At 57.1% G+C, this 15,583-nt stretch carries 16 protein-coding genes; 6 read left to right on the top strand and 10 right to left on the bottom strand.

All coding sequences use genetic code 11. From position 1 onward, the window contains the following. The 5 genes from OCT39_RS01540 to OCT39_RS01520 form a co-directional block, all read right to left on the bottom strand. Complete coding sequence (locus OCT39_RS01540) at positions 1 to 1,959, bottom strand: bifunctional 5-dehydro-2-deoxygluconokinase/5-dehydro-2-deoxyphosphogluconate aldolase (RefSeq protein ID WP_263585948.1); 1,959 nt, start codon at positions 1,957 to 1,959, stop codon at positions 1 to 3. 109 nt (positions 1,960 to 2,068) lie between these two features. Next, positions 2,069 to 2,866: a TIM barrel protein gene (locus OCT39_RS01535; protein ID WP_263585947.1), complete on the bottom strand. Its 798-nt coding sequence runs from the start codon at positions 2,864 to 2,866 to the stop codon at positions 2,069 to 2,071. A gap of 9 nt (positions 2,867 to 2,875) precedes the next feature. Further along, positions 2,876 to 3,736, bottom strand: a complete 861-nt coding sequence (locus OCT39_RS01530) for an ATP-binding cassette domain-containing protein (protein WP_263585946.1) — start codon at positions 3,734 to 3,736, stop codon at positions 2,876 to 2,878. A gap of 1 nt (position 3,737) precedes the next feature. Further along, on the bottom strand, positions 3,738 to 4,868 hold the full coding sequence (locus OCT39_RS01525) for an ABC transporter permease (protein WP_263585945.1): 1,131 nt from the start codon (positions 4,866 to 4,868) through the stop codon (positions 3,738 to 3,740). A 52-nt stretch (positions 4,869 to 4,920) separates the two neighbouring features. Continuing rightward, positions 4,921 to 5,877 carry a sugar ABC transporter substrate-binding protein gene (locus OCT39_RS01520; protein WP_263585944.1) on the bottom strand — a complete coding sequence of 319 codons (957 nt, stop codon included), beginning with the start codon at positions 5,875 to 5,877 and terminating at the stop codon, positions 4,921 to 4,923. 210 nt (positions 5,878 to 6,087) lie between these two features. Between OCT39_RS01520 and OCT39_RS01515 the strand changes: the two genes are divergently transcribed. From OCT39_RS01515 to iolB, 3 genes are all read left to right on the top strand, one after another. Further along, on the top strand, positions 6,088 to 6,939 hold the full coding sequence (locus OCT39_RS01515; protein ID WP_263585943.1) for a MurR/RpiR family transcriptional regulator: 852 nt from the start codon (positions 6,088 to 6,090) through the stop codon (positions 6,937 to 6,939). 68 nt (positions 6,940 to 7,007) lie between these two features. Then, positions 7,008 to 7,997, top strand: coding sequence for an inositol 2-dehydrogenase (gene iolG, locus OCT39_RS01510; RefSeq protein ID WP_263585942.1), 990 nt, complete (start codon positions 7,008 to 7,010; stop codon positions 7,995 to 7,997). Positions 7,998 to 8,070: 73 nt separating this feature from the next. After that, on the top strand, positions 8,071 to 8,874 hold the full coding sequence (iolB, locus tag OCT39_RS01505) for a 5-deoxy-glucuronate isomerase (RefSeq protein ID WP_263585941.1): 804 nt from the start codon (positions 8,071 to 8,073) through the stop codon (positions 8,872 to 8,874). Positions 8,875 to 8,921: 47 nt separating this feature from the next. Here the strand turns inward: iolB and OCT39_RS01500 are convergent, their stop codons facing one another. Further along, positions 8,922 to 9,785: a sirohydrochlorin chelatase gene (locus tag OCT39_RS01500; RefSeq protein ID WP_263585940.1), complete on the bottom strand. Its 864-nt coding sequence runs from the start codon at positions 9,783 to 9,785 to the stop codon at positions 8,922 to 8,924. Positions 9,786 to 9,867: 82 nt separating this feature from the next. Between OCT39_RS01500 and OCT39_RS01495 the strand changes: the two genes are divergently transcribed. After that, positions 9,868 to 10,428, top strand: a complete 561-nt coding sequence (locus tag OCT39_RS01495; protein WP_263585939.1) for a gamma-glutamylcyclotransferase — start codon at positions 9,868 to 9,870, stop codon at positions 10,426 to 10,428. Positions 10,429 to 10,430: 2 nt separating this feature from the next. On the opposite strand, the gene OCT39_RS01490 is transcribed toward OCT39_RS01495, so the two are convergent. Together OCT39_RS01490 and OCT39_RS01485 are read right to left on the bottom strand one after the other, a co-directional pair. Next, entirely contained in the window at positions 10,431 to 10,958 is a 528-nt protein-coding gene (locus tag OCT39_RS01490; protein ID WP_263585938.1) for an HPP family protein, read from the bottom strand. Between the two features lie 104 nt (positions 10,959 to 11,062). Beyond that, complete coding sequence (locus OCT39_RS01485; RefSeq protein ID WP_263585937.1) at positions 11,063 to 11,356, bottom strand: hypothetical protein; 294 nt, start codon at positions 11,354 to 11,356, stop codon at positions 11,063 to 11,065. Positions 11,357 to 11,574: 218 nt separating this feature from the next. Here OCT39_RS01485 and OCT39_RS01480 point away from each other — a divergent pair, with 218 nt between their 5' ends. Then, complete coding sequence (locus OCT39_RS01480) at positions 11,575 to 12,336, top strand: SDR family NAD(P)-dependent oxidoreductase (RefSeq protein ID WP_263585936.1); 762 nt, start codon at positions 11,575 to 11,577, stop codon at positions 12,334 to 12,336. Positions 12,337 to 12,345: 9 nt separating this feature from the next. Here the strand turns inward: OCT39_RS01480 and OCT39_RS01475 are convergent, their stop codons facing one another. Together OCT39_RS01475 and OCT39_RS01470 are read right to left on the bottom strand one after the other, a co-directional pair. Continuing rightward, entirely contained in the window at positions 12,346 to 13,233 is an 888-nt protein-coding gene (locus tag OCT39_RS01475) for a GGDEF domain-containing protein (RefSeq protein ID WP_263585935.1), read from the bottom strand. 384 nt (positions 13,234 to 13,617) lie between these two features. Then, positions 13,618 to 14,382 carry a ZinT family metal-binding protein gene (locus tag OCT39_RS01470; RefSeq protein ID WP_263585934.1) on the bottom strand — a complete coding sequence of 255 codons (765 nt, stop codon included), beginning with the start codon at positions 14,380 to 14,382 and terminating at the stop codon, positions 13,618 to 13,620. 195 nt (positions 14,383 to 14,577) lie between these two features. Here OCT39_RS01470 and OCT39_RS01465 point away from each other — a divergent pair, with 195 nt between their 5' ends. Next, positions 14,578 to 15,573, top strand: a complete 996-nt coding sequence (locus OCT39_RS01465; RefSeq protein WP_409335773.1) for a calcium/sodium antiporter — start codon at positions 14,578 to 14,580, stop codon at positions 15,571 to 15,573. The last annotated feature ends 10 nt before the right edge of the window (positions 15,574 to 15,583 follow it).

The raw sequence follows: 15,583 nt of genomic DNA, 5'->3' as shown, positions 1-15,583 counted from the left end.
TCACACCTCCTGCGCATGTGACGCCGTTTGCGACTGGCTATGTTTTAATTGCCGCCACGCGCTAATCAGCTCTGCGTAGTTGCTGGCTACCTGTTGAACGAGGCTTTCATCATCGATACGACCTGCTAGCCATTCGCGGCTTGCACTGGCAAACAGCGTGCGCCCCACCGTAAAGCCCTTACAGCATGAGTGCTTGGCCGCTTCTTCGAAGCCATGCTTCATGTCTGCCATGGGTGCATCCAGGCCCAGCAAAACGATACCGCGACAGTAAGCGTCTTCACGCTCGATGATGTCGCCGACGGCCTGCAAAGCGGCATCGGACATCATGGGTAGTTTCCACCAATCGGGCCTGATGCCCAGGTTATAAAGTCGCTGCAGGCTACGCGGCAGTGTCGTGTCGTCGCGCGCCATATCGGCGGGCGGAATAACTTCGATCAATAGCTCCAGCCCCTGAGAACAGGCGGATTGGTAAAGCTGGCGCAGCCGCTCTTCCTGCTCCAGGCGCAGAGCTATCTCATCGTCCGGGTGATAGAAAACAAGGCACTTGATGATCTGCTCGCGCGGCCAGTGGCGAAGGCAGGACCCCAAATCGTCGCCGTGTTGAAAGCGAAGTGGGCGCGACCCGGGTAATTCAACCGGGCGTCCAATCCACCAGCCCTGCCCACTTGCCTGATTAAGAGCGTCCTGGCCCAGCACATCGTCAACCAGAATGGCTGGCGTCGTCAGACCCTCTTGGGTTGCGCCCTTTTCGGCGGCCGTTACGAGCAGCTTTTTGAGTGTGGTTAATTGGTTTATATCCGCATGTTCATCGCGCGCCATGTCGATGAGCTGGCGGCGGTGGTCAAACGCCAAACCCAGCACTTCTGGCCATTGCTGGGGTACGCGCGTTGTGACACGGTGTAAATGATTCAGCTGTTTATCCATATCAGGCCGAGGAACATCATGGCGGCGTGCCAGGTAATCCAACAGTTCGGCCTCGGTCGGCATGGCCGGCGCGCAGCCATGGCGCGAAACCACTAGCGCACCGCACGCATTGGCATACGCAGCACTAGTCTGCCAAGGCTCACCACGAAGCCAGCCACGAAGTAAGCCGCTCATGAAGGCATCGCCCGCGCCCAATACGTTAAGCACCTCTACCTGCACGCCCTCGACCAGAATGCCGTCTTCAATGCGTGCGGGTATGTCGCCCTCAAACACCACACAGCCCAGCGGACCCAGTTTGCACACCAGCGTGGCGGCACTGATGTGACGCACATTGCGAAGCGCTTCCAGCGTATCCGTAGTGCCGCCTGCAATGTGGAACTCCTCTTCGGTACCGACGATCAGGTCGAAATCGGGTAGCCACTGCTGTAGGTCGTGTGTCACTTTTTCATCGGCGATAAAGCGGGTTTCGCCGTCGCCGGGATTGGTCAGTCCCCAGAGTACCGGTCGATAGTCGATATCCAGTACACGCTTGACCTCTACGCTGGCCGCTGCATCCAACGCTTTACGGCAGGCCTTGCGGGTAGTGTCGGTTGAAAGATGGGTGCCGGTAATCGCAAGCGCCTTGGCTCGCGCAATGAAATCAGGGTCAATGGCATCAGCATCGATCGCCATATCGGCGCAGTCTCGCCGATAGAACAGCAGCGGAAAGCTTTCGCGATCCTTCAAGGCCAGCAACACAAGCCCCGTGTGGCGTTCGCTGTCCGTTTGTAACGCGGTGGTGTCTACCCCAACGCGAGTCAGCTCCTCGCGTATAAAATGGCCCATCTGTTCGTTGCCTACCCGAGACAGCATGGCGGACTTCAACCCCAGCCGCGCCGTGCCGTAAGCGACATTCCCGGAACTGCCTCCCAAGTATTTGGCAAAACTTGCTACATCCTCGAGGCGGCTACCAATTTGCTCAGCGTAAAGGTCAACGGCTACGCGCCCCAGGCAAATCAGATCAAGCGGTGGGTGTTGTCTATTATTATTCGGCATAAAAGTCTCCCTACGTCACACGCAGTAGTACTGAATATTGGGTATCGGGTATTTAAAAAAGCCTTGGGCGGAGAAAACAGCGACTGACCTGTCAGGCATACACTGACGCTTAAAGCAAAAAGGCTGCCCGAAACCGGTTGAGCGCACGCTCATCATCCATCGATGCCCAGCCCTCTAGCCCCACCGTGCCCCGGTAGCCTATGTCGTGAAGCGCTCGGGCAATGGCCGGATAGTTGATCTCGCCGGTGCCGGGTTCACACCGTCCAGGCACATCGGCTACCTGCACTTCTCCAATGAAAGGAGCGCAGCGACGTATTAACTCAATGAGATTGCCTTCACCAATTTGGGCGTGATACACATCCAGCATGATGCGAAGGCCAGGGCGATTCACACTTTCTACAAGCGCTAACACATCGGCCAACCGGGCAAACGGTACGCCAGGATGGTCAACCTCGGTATTAAGATTCTCCAGCACGAAAGTGACGCCATGGTGCTCACCTAGCTCGGCCAGTTGATTCAACGTTTCCCGCGCCTTGAGCCACATAGCGCCGGTCAGAAATTGGCAAGGTTTGACCGGAAGCCCTTTGCCATCAAGCCCTGTACCATGGATATTTAGCCGGGGAATACCGAGACGTTTCGCGACCTTGATTGACTCCAGCGCCGTGCCAAGCAGCTCATCAGCACCACATGAATCCGCCAGAGTACCGGAGACATAGCCGGTCATGGATGAGAACGTGGCGCCGCTTTCGATCAGCGCGTCTATGTCGTGTTTGGTCCAGTCCCATATTTCCACCTGAAAACCCATCGCATCAATGCGCTTGATGCGCTCGATCATGGGCAAATCGCAAAACACCATTTCGGCACAGACGGCAAGCGCAAATGGAGATGAAGAGGCGGGTATGTTCATCGACACTCCTCAATGATCGTTTACTAGATGCTCAGGGGCAGGCTCGTCCGTACTTTTAACACGAGCCTTTTTTTCACGATCCTCGCGTTGAAACTCGGCAAGCTCCGCATCCAAGTTCTCCAACTCGGCGCCGCCGGCCATCATATTGAGCACTTCTTCGCGGGTGATCTCTTCTTTACGGAAAGAGCCCAGGCTGCCGCCACGCGATAAAAGCGTGAATGCATCGGCCACCGGATAAGCGTGATGAACGTTGTGAGTAATAAAAATGACGGCCAGACCATCGGCACGGGCTTTAGCGATATAACGCAAGACCACAGAGGCTTGTTTAACGCCAAGCGCTGACGTAGGCTCATCCAGAATCAGTACCTTGGCACCAAAGTAAACCGCACGCGCAATCGCAACACACTGGCGTTCTCCACCGGAGAGCGTGCCGACAGGTTGGCTTGGGTCGCGTACATCGATACCGATTTTCGCCATCTCCTCTTTGGCGATTCGATCGGCATACTTCCAATCGATGCGTTTCAAGGGGCCCCAGCCCACTGTGGGCTCTCTCCCCATGAAAAAGTTGCGAGTAATCGACATCAGCGGGACCATGGCCAAATCCTGAAAGACGGTGGCAATCCCTGCATCCAACGCGTACGCGGGAGATTTGAATCTCACGGATTCCCCCCCAAGCAACATGTCACCGTGTGTGGGCTGGTGAACGCCTGAAAGGGTTTTAATCAGCGTGGATTTACCAGCCCCGTTGTCTCCCAGAAGGCACATCACCTCGCCGGAGTAGACCTGCATAGAGATGTCGCTCAAGGCGATGACGCTGCCGAAATGCTTGCTGACACTGCGCATTTCAATCATTGGAGTACGTGTTGTCATGTTACTTGGCCTCCATTGCTTTCTTGCGCATGTAGTTATTGAACAGCACTGCGACCAGCAGCATTACGCCCAAAAACACCTGGAACCAGTCGGTATTGACCCCGGTATAGAAGATGCCCATCTGCACCATGCCAAAGATCAAGGCGCCCAGTGCCGCACCTACCGCAGAGCCGTAGCCACCGGTCAACAAGGCCCCGCCGATCACCACGGCAATGATCGCTTCGAGCTCTTTTAGCAATCCGCGAATAGTGTCTGCCGAGCCTGTATCCATGACTTGGATACAGGCGAAGATAGTGGCGGAGAATGCTGTAAACATGAAAAGTGAAATCTTGACTCGGTGGACCGGCACACCCGAGTTGCGCGCCGCGTTAGCGTCACCGCCACTGGCGAAGATCCAGTTACCGTAAGGGGTACATAGCAGCACCCAGGTGGCCAAGGCGGTTAAACCCAGCCACCAGACAATGGAAACGGGGATACCCGAGACGACAGGGTTGCCCGCAAAGTTGGTCGCAATCCAGCCATTGGTGGCCATCCAACTAAACAAACCGGTTGCGACCTCGCCAGAGAAGATCGCGGCGAACCAGTCACCCGGAATATGATCATGAATTCCGCCCACCTGAGTACGCCCGGTGAGCAAGCGGCTGACGCCAATCGCCAAGCCCCGCAGGATGAACAAAAAACCCAGCGTTACGATGAAAGAAGGCAGGCCCGTACGATTTACCAGATTTCCGTTGATCCAACCCACAAGCCCTGCACAGGTGAATGCCAGCAGGATAGCGGCCCAAAGTGGCCAACCATACTCCACTGCCGGAATGGCAATCAAAATGCCCGCCAATCCAATCATCGAGCCAATCGATAGATCAAATTCACCGCCGATCATCAAAAGCGCCGCAGCGGTGGCAATGATGCCAAGCTGGGCGGCTACTTCGAGAAAATTGATAATCCCCGCTGGCGTAAACATGCCGGTGCCACTCGAGGCTACAATGAAGAAAGAAAGAACGAGGACAGCCCCTGCCAACGCACCAAGCTCGGGTCTATTTAGCGCTTTCTTCCAAAACGACACTCTTTGGATACGCTCGTCCTGGGGGGTGGACGCAGGGTCAACGGGCTGTTTAATTTCGTTGGAATTCATGGCGATCAACTCCCAAGGCTCGGCACCGCCGAGCCTTATGTACAGGTAAGACTCAGCGGATGCCTTGGCTGCTCAGTTCAATGACCTGTGCGGCATTTTCCTGGGTCACAAAGCCCGGGCCAGTGGCAACATCACCTGCAGGCAGCAGGCCATTTCTGGCGAACTGATCAAGGAACATGACGGGCAAATACCCCTGCATGTACTGTTGCTGATCGATTGCAAAATCCAGCTCACCTGCATCAAGCGCTTCAAGAATGCCTGGCGAAAGATCAAACGTGCCCAGGGTGAACATATCCGTCGCCCCCTGTTCTCGCATGGCACTAATCATCGGCTCGGCGGCAAGCGCACCCAGTGTGAGTACGCCGCGAACATCATCGTTCTGGTTGAGATAAGCGACGATCGCATTGCGGATACTGGTGGGGTCATACGTTGTTGCTAGCTGTTCGGCATTACCATTGAAACCCTCGACAAAGCCATCGCAGCGCTGATCCAGCCCTTGATTACCCTGTTCGTGGTTAACGCATACTCCCTTTTCAACGCCCATTTCTTGCATGCGCTCGGCGGCCTGTTTGCCCGCCTCGTATTCACTTTGGCCGACGTGCAAGCGCGCGCCATAGTTACGTGCCACATCGCCACCGGAGTTGATCGTAATGACCGGGATGCCGTTATCGACAGCGCTTTGAACGGTACTGCCCAGCGCATCCTCGTCGGTAAACGACAAAATTAATCCATCGGGATTTGATGCGACGGCGGCTTCTACCAGCTGCTGCATTTGAGCCATGTCGAATGTGGAAGGTGCGCGGTACTCAAGACTAGCCCCCACTGTTTGCGCAGCGGCCTCAGCACCGTTTTTCACTACTGACCAGAAAGGGTCTGAGGGAACACCATGGGTCACCATGACAAAACGATTTTCTGTTTGAGCCTGCTCTTCAGCTTGAACCTGGTTGATGCCTGCCAAAAGAGCCGTAGTGGCCGCTGAGGCCAAAAGCCATTGAGATAGACGTGCCATGAGAAATTCCTCTTATCATTATTGGTTGGGAAAGTAGCAATAACTGCCTTGGCGCCATGAACTATAGATTTTGAAAAGAAGAGATTGCAAATTATTTATTCTAAACTTTGGTATAAATGGAATATTCATTTCATTCAGCTAGACTGCACAAGAACTCGTTACTTGTCGGTGATTAGTCAGTAACGAACGATTTAACGCTGAGGAATACGTATGCCGCAGCCGCCACAGAATTACCGTGAACTCGAGGCACTGCTAGCCACCGAGTACCGCTCGCTGAGCAAACGCCTTCAGCAGACCGCTCGCTTCATGCTCGACAATCCTCAGGAAGTGGCACTGGCCACGGTGGCTAAAATTGCCGAACAGGCTGACGTTACGCCATCCACGCTGATTCGTTTGGCTAACAGTTTAGGGTTTAAAGGTTTTTCCGAGATGCAGCAGCTGTTTCGTAATCGACTTGTCAACGAGCTGCCGAATTATACCGAGCGTATTCGTGCAGCGCGTAGTGCCACCGGAGAAACGCCGGATAGTACCCAGCTTTTATGGGAGTTTGCTGATGCCAATCGCGATGCTTTAGAACAACTGCCTGGCCGTATCGATCCCGTAGATTTGGAAGAAGCGCTGGATATATTTGAAAAAGCCTATGCCATTCATGTTATAGGCGCCCGGCGTAGCTTTGTTGTCGCAAGTTATATGACCTACGCGTTGGCTCATGTAGAAAAGCCCGCCTTATTGGTAAGCGGCCTGGGGGGAATGTATAGCGAGCAACTACGTGCCATGAGCAAGCACGATGCACTTCTCGCCATTAGCTTCTCGCCCTATGCAGAAGAAGCGCAAAAAGCGTGCGAATATGCCAAACAACGCGGTCTGCCTATCGTGGTTATTACCGATTCAAGCCTTAGTCCTCTCGCGCAATTAGCAAACGTGGTGTTTGTCGTTCAAGAGGCGGAAGTGAAAAGCTTTCGCGGGCTAACCGCATCGCTTTGCCTGACCCAAGCCCTTGCGATTTCTCTGGGAGTGCGCCAGGACAAAGCGCGTGAAGCCGGGGGTGCCAACGATCCATAAAGACGTTTAATAAACAGTAGCTGACGCCCAAGCCATACCTGAAAATCAAGAACAACACAGGAGAGATTATGAGAATCGCACTGATTGGCGCTGGCCGCATCGGCAAGGTGCATGCCCAAGCCATCCATTCACACCCCGAGGTAACGCTCGCGGCAGTGGCAGATTTCGATCCGTCTGCTGCACAGGCGCTAGCCAAGCAGTACAACAGCCGCGCGGTCGAAGCCGACGACATTTTTGCAGACGATACCATCGATGCCGTTTTGATCGCCTCCAGCACACCGACCCACGCAGATTACCTGGAAAGAGCAGCACGTTCGGGTAAAGCGATTCTTTGTGAGAAGCCCATCGCGCTGGATTTAGCGCGTACCCGGGATGCGCTGCAAGTGCTTAGCGAACATCCGGTGACGTGCGCTTTGGGCTTCAATCGACGTCACGATCCTCAGTTTACAGCCCTGAAAGAAGCTATTACCGAGGGCCGTATCGGCGCACTTGAGACCTTGACCATTATCAGTCGCGATCCATCCCCACCGCCTGCAGAGTATGTTGGTGCATCTGGCGGGCTCTTCCGCGACATGATGATTCATGACTTGGATATGGCACGTTGGCTGCTCGATGAACCGATCGAAAGCATATTTGCCGTGGGTAGCTGCGTGATCGACCCGGCTATCGGTGAGGCAGGCGATGTCGATACCGCGATGGTCACACTAACGACCGCGAGTGGAAAGCTCTGTCAGATCAGTAACTCGCGACGCGCCTGCTACGGTTACGATCAGCGTATCGAAGCTTTCGGAAGCGACGGTATGGTGCAGGCCCAAAACGAGAGCGATACGCGGCTCCGTTTTACAGGTACGTCAGGTCAAACCGAAGAAAAACCGAAATGGTTTTTTTTGGAGCGCTACGCGCAGGCCTATCGGTTGGAAATCGATGATTTCGTTACTGCGTGGAAAGAACGGCGCGGCCCTCTAGCCGGTGCTCAGGATGGGCTGGAGGCTCTACGCTTGGCCGAGGCGGCGGAACGCTCAATGCGTGAAGGACGCAAGATCCTGCTCGATGCTTGATTGCTCGACCCATAAGCATCTCAAAATGGCTCATGATCAATCAAAGAGGCAATATTAAAAGGAGCAATATCGTATGGCTTCACTATTGGTACGCCCCAACGCCCCCGATGAGCAGGGTACGATCATCAACGTTACCCCCGCCTCTGCCGGCTGGAAATATATCGGCTTTCGCGTTCATCAACTGACTCAAGGAGCATGGATCGAGGCGAGCACGTCCGATCAGGAAGTTTGCCTGGTGATACTAACCGGGCGCGCCAATGTCATCTGCGGCGAACAGCGCTTCGAGGATATCGGTGAACGAATGGATATCTTCGAGCAGATTCCGCCTCACGCCGTCTATCTGCCTAACGAAATGAGCTACTCAATCGAAGCCACTACCGACCTGGAGTTCGCAGTATGCGCGGCCCCCGGCCATAGCAATTACTCACCGCGTCACATCGCGCCGGGCGACATCAAGCAAAGCACACGCGGGCAGGGCAGCAACATTCGTCACGTACACGATATTCTTCCAGAGAACGAGCCCGCCGATAGCCTGTTGGTGGTCGAGGTATTTACCCCTGCGGGCAATTGGTCAAGCTATCCTCCTCACAAACACGATGTGGATAACTTACCTCACGAGTCACTTCTCGAGGAAACCTACTACCACCGCATCGATCCCCCACAGGGATTCGCCTTTCAGCGCGTATATACCGATGACCGCTCTCTTGATGAAAGCATGGCGGTGGAAAATGGCAGTTGCGTCTTAGTGCCCAAGGGCTATCACCCGGTCGGCGCTTCTCACGGTTATTCACTTTACTACTTGAACGTAATGGCGGGCCCCAAGCGCGCCTGGAAGTTTCATAATGACCCTGACCACGAGTGGTTGACGCGCATGTAAGCGCGATGCACCTCAACCGAGCCAATGTATTACTGAAATGGGGTGCTTCAACGACTGGTTTCAGGCCCCGACATATCCAGCAGAACCCGACCGTGATCAGCCACTTGCTGAAACCGCGTGCGCAGAATATCGACGATGCCCTCGTGCTCGCCGACCAGCCGGGTGGTAATGACGCGAAGGCGCGGGTGGTGCGCCTGGGCCTGGCGGCAGATCTCGGCGATGTCGCCATCTTCACCGGCGTGGCGGCCCGGGGAGAGAAACAGCAGCGCCACCACCACGGTGGCATCGCGAAAATCAGGGCTCTCCAGCAGGTTTTCCAGAAGCGGCTCGTTGAAGCGGTACGCCTCGCCGTCGCGGCGCTCCATCGAGGCTGGCGCCACGCAGGCGGCGCGCTCGCCCAACAGCGCCCCGAGCTGGCCCGCCAGGCGGTTGCGCACCGCGGTGACTTCGAAGATCGGGCTTCCGTGATCGACCAGCGCCACGCGCGGCGGCGCCCCATCGGGCACTACTTCCATCACGTTGTCGGCCAGAAGCCGTGCCAGGCGCAGGTCGTTGTCGCCGCGCTCGTCGACCAACGGCATCGCCACGCGCACGCTCACCCGCGGAAAGCGCTCCTGAAGCTCGGCCATGCGTTTGGGCAGGTAGTCGGTGAGCGCTCGGCTTTCGCCGAAGAAAAACGGGATAATGATGATCTCGCGCGCGCCCGCCTCGGCGCGGCGCTCGGCGGCAGGGCCAAGCGTTCGGGCGGGCTCGCCGCCGAGTTCATCCAAAGGAATCTTGTTCGAGTGCAGCAGCGATGCCGGCTCGACCGGCTCGCCCAGCGCGTCGCCGAGAGCCGCTGCGACGCGGCGAAGATTGAAGACGGCGGCGGGTTTGAGCGAACCGTTATCGACCAGAAAAATCGCGCGCATGGGCCTCTCCCAAAAAGCGTTTTACGTCATGTTACCATGGTGCTTTTACGCTACATTCTCTCATGATCATCGCGGGAGCCCCATGCTGATAGACACCACCGCCGTCAACCAGAGCCGCCGCCCGTTCGACGACAACGGCGATATCTGGCTGTTCGGCTACGGCTCTCTGATCTGGAAGGCGGACTTCCCCTTTCTGGAGCGCAAAAGCGCCTATATCGAAGGCTTCGAGCGGCGTTTCTGGCAGGGCTCTCACGACCATCGCGGTACGCCACAGGCGCCGGGGCGGGTCGCCACACTGATTCCCGTGGAAGGCGCGGTGTGCCACGGCATGGCGTATCGCATCAGCGAGGAAACCCTGGCGCCGCTGGATCACCGGGAGAAAAACGGCTACCTGCGCGAGGTCACGCCGCTGCATTTCGCCGACGGTGGCCAGGTGCAGGGCCTCGTTTACATGGCGACCGAGGAGAACCCGGCGTTTCTGGGCCCCGCGCCGCTCGAAACCATGGCGCGCCATATTCATAAAGCCGTGGGCCCGAGCGGCCCCAACCGTGACTATCTGCTCAACCTGGCCCAAGCGCTTCGCGAGCTCGACGTGGAAGACGCGCACATTTTCGCGCTACAGGCAGAACTCGAGCGCCTTTAGCATTACCAGTAGCGTGGGTAGCGGCGGTGGCGCGCCAGGTTGTTGACCAGCACCGCCACTACCAGCATCACCACGCACCCCATACCGATCGGCGCGAGCGGGTACCACCAGCCAAGCGCGTGAACGCTCGACCCGCCGCCGACGGCGATCAGCGCCGCCGCCGCGCCCGGCGGGTGAACCGTATGAGTAAGCTGCATGACCAGAATGGAGAGCGACACCGCCAGCGCCATGGAAAACGGCGTGGCGCCCAACAGCTGATAGCAGGCCACCCCCACCGCAGCGGACAGGACGCTTCCGAACAGCACGTGGCTGGGCTGGGCGAAGGGGCTTTCCGGCGCCGCGTAAATGAGTACCGAGGTGGCGCCGAAGGAGCCAACGATCAGAAGCTGCTGACTGAGCCACTCTGCGCTGAGCCAACAGATCAGCGCCATGCCGCAAAATGCCCCGATCCATGACCAGAGCGCGTCCTGCCAGCCGACCCGCGCACGCTTGAAGGGCTCGCCGCGCATTTTGCCAAGATAGGTTTTCATCGCACTCACTCAAGCACCAAATGAGTGCAGATGATCGCAAAACGCACCAAATAAGCAAATGTTAATGCGTCATGCGCCGATGAATTTCATTCAACCGCTCGTCGCTACATCATCAGCCAGGAAAGAATGAACAGCGCGATGAACGTCTGAATGATCCCGCCGACGATCGACCCACGCAGAAACGACTTGATTCCGCCCCACAGAATCAGCAGGCCGATGATGAGCACGGCGATGCTGAAAAAGGAGTCGTTGATGCCCAGCGAGCGCGTCAGGCCATCGATGAAATCGCCGAACGCGCCAAAGAAGTTGCCAAAAATACTCAACAAGAACTCCACCACCACGCGAATCGCCTCGCCAATGGTCTCGCCTACCTCGTCGAAAAATCCGTTTGCCTGCATGCGTCCTGTCCCGTGGTTTGAGGAGTACGGCATTGTCGATTAAAACGCGTACAAGGGCAAAACATAGCGCGCACCGCGCCAATGAAAAGCACATTGTCACCTGACATGGATAGCCCGGGCCGTCGCAGCATATCTTCACGTTTGTCGTTTATATCGGCTACATTGGTGCGACGTCGCTGCAGGTTTTCGACCCATTCTCAAACCAGGGAGACTCCAGAATGCCAAGCGTATTGATCACCGGTGCCACCTCCGGCTTTGGCCGCGCCGCCGCCTACCGTTTTGCCAAGGCTGGCTGGTCGCTGATTCTGACCGGGCGTCGCGAGGAGCGCCTGAAAGCGCTCGAAGATGAGCTCAAGGATCAGGTCGACGTACTAACGCTCACACTGGACGTACGCGACAGCGAGGCCGTGGCCCAAGCGTTCAAGGATCTACCGGAAAAGTTTTTACCACTGACCTGCCTGATCAACAATGCGGGGTTGGCGCTGGCACCGGAGCCTTCGCAGAAGGTCGATCTCAAGGATTGGCACACCATGATCGACACCAATATCACAGGGCTTGTGAACGTCACACACGCGGCGCTACCAAAGCTGATCGAGCACGGCGAAGGTGCGAGCATTTTGAATCTGGGATCGGTGGCCGGGCAGTGGCCGTACCCAGGTGGGCACGTTTACGGGGCGTCCAAGGCGTTCGTGCAGCAGTTCGGTTACAACCTGCGCTGCGACTTGCAGGGCACCGGCGTACGCGTGACGGACCTGGCGCCCGGCATGGCGGAAACCGAGTTCACGCTGGTGCGTACCAAGGGCGACCAGGCCGCCTCCGATGCGCTTTACCGCGGCACCACCCCGCTTCAGGCCGAAGACATTGCCGAGCAGCTCTTTTATCTGGCCACGCTTCCAGCGCATATCAATATCAACCGTTTGGAGATCATGCCGGTGCGCCAGGCCTGGTCGCCCTTCAACGTGGACCGTGACCCGACTTGAAGCCGTCGCCTAGTAGCTGACGCGATCGCGCCCTTGCTCCTTGGCGATGTAGAGGGCGTCATCGACGCGTTTCATCACGCTCTTTTGCGATTCGTTCAGCCGCGCCTCGACCACGCCGAGGCTGATGGTCACCTGACCCGCCTCGGGGAAGCGGGTCTGGCGCACGCAGCAGCGTATTTTCTCGGCCAGCTGGACCGCCTGCTCGAGGGAGGTTTCCGGCGCCAGAATCATGAACTCCTCGCCGCCCCAGCGGGCGCAGACATCGACCTTGCGCAGGTTCTGCGTCAATAGCTGGCCAAGCTTCGCCAGCACTTGGTCGCCTACATCGTGGCCGTGGCTGTCGTTAATCGCCTTGAAAAAATCGATATCCAGCATGATCAGCGAAAACGGGCGCACATAACGGTGGCGTCGGCGAAGCTCGGTCTTGAGCAGCCGGTCGAAACGCACGCGATTGTAGAGCCCGGTCAACATATCGGTGGTCGCCAGGCGCTCGAGTTCGGCTTCTTTCTCGACGCGCTTGGAGATGTCGCGCTGCACCAGCACCAGCACGCGTTCGGCGTAGCCGGGCATGGTCATCGCCGTCACGCGCCACTCGATGAGCATGGGCGGTTGGTTGGCGGAGAGCGGCCAGCTGCTTTTATCGAGCCCGGAAAGCGAATAGCCATCGCCCAACTCACCCTTGGCCAGCGCCCGGCAAAGTTTGCGCAGGAGTTTTCTGTTCTCGATATCGCAGCCCACGATCCTGGGCGAAGCCCCCAGCCACTGGTCGCGCTCGCCTCCCCAGAACCGGGTGTACTCGTCGCTAACGTCCAAAATGGTAAGATCCGAACCGTCTGCACAGGCGCCCATTACCGCAATGGCCTGACGGTTGACCTCTCTGACAGGAGGAGCTGACATTACCAGAGGTTCCAACATCGTGTTTTCGTCCAGTCGATCGTCGATCAGGTTAAGCAGCGCCCTCAACGCTCGCTTGCTCGCCTCGAGCAAGGGGGTCGTGATTTCGGGCCGTCATTACGGCACACCTCGTTTACACTATGATACACTTTTTTACCAATAGCAGGCATATCCTGCATTATTAAACGCACTCCGTTACATGCAAAAAAGAGTGTCGGGCACGACGTTTGAGACAAACATTTGATAAATGAAGCATTCTTTGGCGAATACGGGTCAGGCGCACGAGTCAGACATCGGTAACGTTGAAGGGTTGCCCAATCTCCATAAAAAACGCCCCCGGTCCATGGGCCGGGGGCGCGGTGACGAAACGAACCGAATGCGGTTTGATCAGTGCGCCAGCATCTCTTCCACGATACCGTCACTGTCTAGTTCGCTTGGGTAGTAGGTCGGCCAGTTGGTGACCTCTTCCAGCAGCGCTTCACGATCGTCGCCCCAGTACAGGTGGAAATGGTGCGCGTCGGTCGGGTAGATGTCGTGATCCGAGAACTGGATGTAGTGCGGCATGTCGGTATCGCCCTCTTCGGTTTCGAAGATGAAACGAACGCCGCGGTTGCCGGCTGCGTAATCGAGGATTTCGTAGCCGTCGTACTGGTACTCGGCGCTGCGCTCTTCGCCGTTCTCGTAAAACGTCACGCTGTTGCCCTCGATCACGATGCGATCGACGTCGGTTTCGTAACCCACCTCGTAGTATTCGGCATACTGCTCAGCGGTCTTGTCACCGTTTTCGGCTTTCTTCTCGAAGACCGGTTCGAGCGAGCCATCCTGCAGATAGGGATAGACGGACTGCCAGTCGCCTTCCCAGTCGCTTAGCGGGCGGTCTTCGATCTGATCGTCGTCGAAATAGCCGGCGTAAATATCGCTGTCGTGGTCGTGAGAGTGATCATGAGAATGGTCGTGGGAATCGTCGTGACCGTGCTCGTGGGAGTGCTCGTGTTCATGAGCGTGTTCATGGGAATGATCGTGTGAGTGCCCGTGGTCATGATCGTGGGCGTGGTCGTGGTCGTCCTGCTGAGCGTAAGCGCTTTGTAAGCCGCCAACCATTAGCGAACCTACGGCCAATACTCCAAGCGTCTTGCGTGCTAAAAGTGACATGTACTCTCCTTGTGTGACCTGCTGATGAATAGAGCAGAAACAGCTCATATAATTAATGATATAACATATCAATAAAAACGGGCTACGCCAATACTCCCTTGCGGCTTTACCTGGATCGAAGCGTTGAAAAAGCGAGCAAAGGGCTTGTCAATAACCGTAGCGATACGGCTTGTTTCACGCTAATTTGAGCGACTAATGGCGCGCGACGCTGATCACCGTGAAGAGATCACCATGCTCTACTTCGTGTTAAGTCTATTGGGCGGTATTGCGCTTTTGACCCTCGGCGGCGAGGCGCTGGTACGAAGCGCGGTTGCCGGCGCCGAGCGTTTGGGGGTATCGGCACTGTTTACCGGGCTTGTGATCGTGGGCTTTGGCACCTCGGCACCGGAGCTGGTCGTGTCGATCAACGCCGCGCTCGATCAGCAGCCGGATATCGCCATCGGCAACGTGGTGGGGAGTAATATCGGCAATATCATGCTGATTCTGGGTCTTTGCGCGCTGATTTATCCGCTGACCACGAAACGCCAAGCGCTCAAGCGCGACGGGCTGGTGATGCTGGCCGCGACCCTTTTGTTTATTGTTTTGGGCGCCAGCGGGGAGCTTGGCCGCCTCGATGCGCTGCTTTTCCTCGCAGGGCTCGTTGGCTATCTCGTCTGGGCGTACCTGAGCGAGCGCCAGACAGCCCCCACGCAGGAGCCGCCCAACGTACTGCCGGAGCCACCGGCCCAGAAGCCGACCTCTACCCTCTGGATCGTTCTCGGCCTGCTCGGCGGATTGGCGCTGTTGATCGGCGGCTCGCAGTTTTTGCTCTACGGTGCCGTCGGTATCGCCCAGACGCTGGGGCTTTCCGAGGCGGTCATTGGGCTGACCATCGTCGCCGTGGGTACGTCACTTCCGGAGCTTGCGGTGTCCCTGGTCGCCGCGCTACGCCGCCATGCCGACGTGGCGGTGGGCAACATCCTGGGCAGCAATATCTTCAACCTGCTGGGTATTCTGGGCGTCTCGGCGTTTTTGCAGCCGCTGGTGCTCATCGAGCGCATGGTGATATTCGATCAGTGGGTGATGCTTGGCTCGGCGGTCGCGCTGCTGGTGTTTCTCTATACGGGGCTTCGCCTGTCTCGAACCGAGGGTGGCATTTTACTGGTGGGCTATGCGGGCTTCGTGGCGGCGAGCTTTACGCTCTTTGGCTAAACCCATTTTC

The sequence above is a fragment of the Halomonas sp. GD1P12 genome (genome assembly GCF_025725645.1).
GTDB lineage: Bacteria > Pseudomonadota > Gammaproteobacteria > Pseudomonadales > Halomonadaceae > Vreelandella.
Note: the sequence above shows the minus strand (reverse complement) of the source record. Positions and strands in the feature narration are given on the sequence as shown.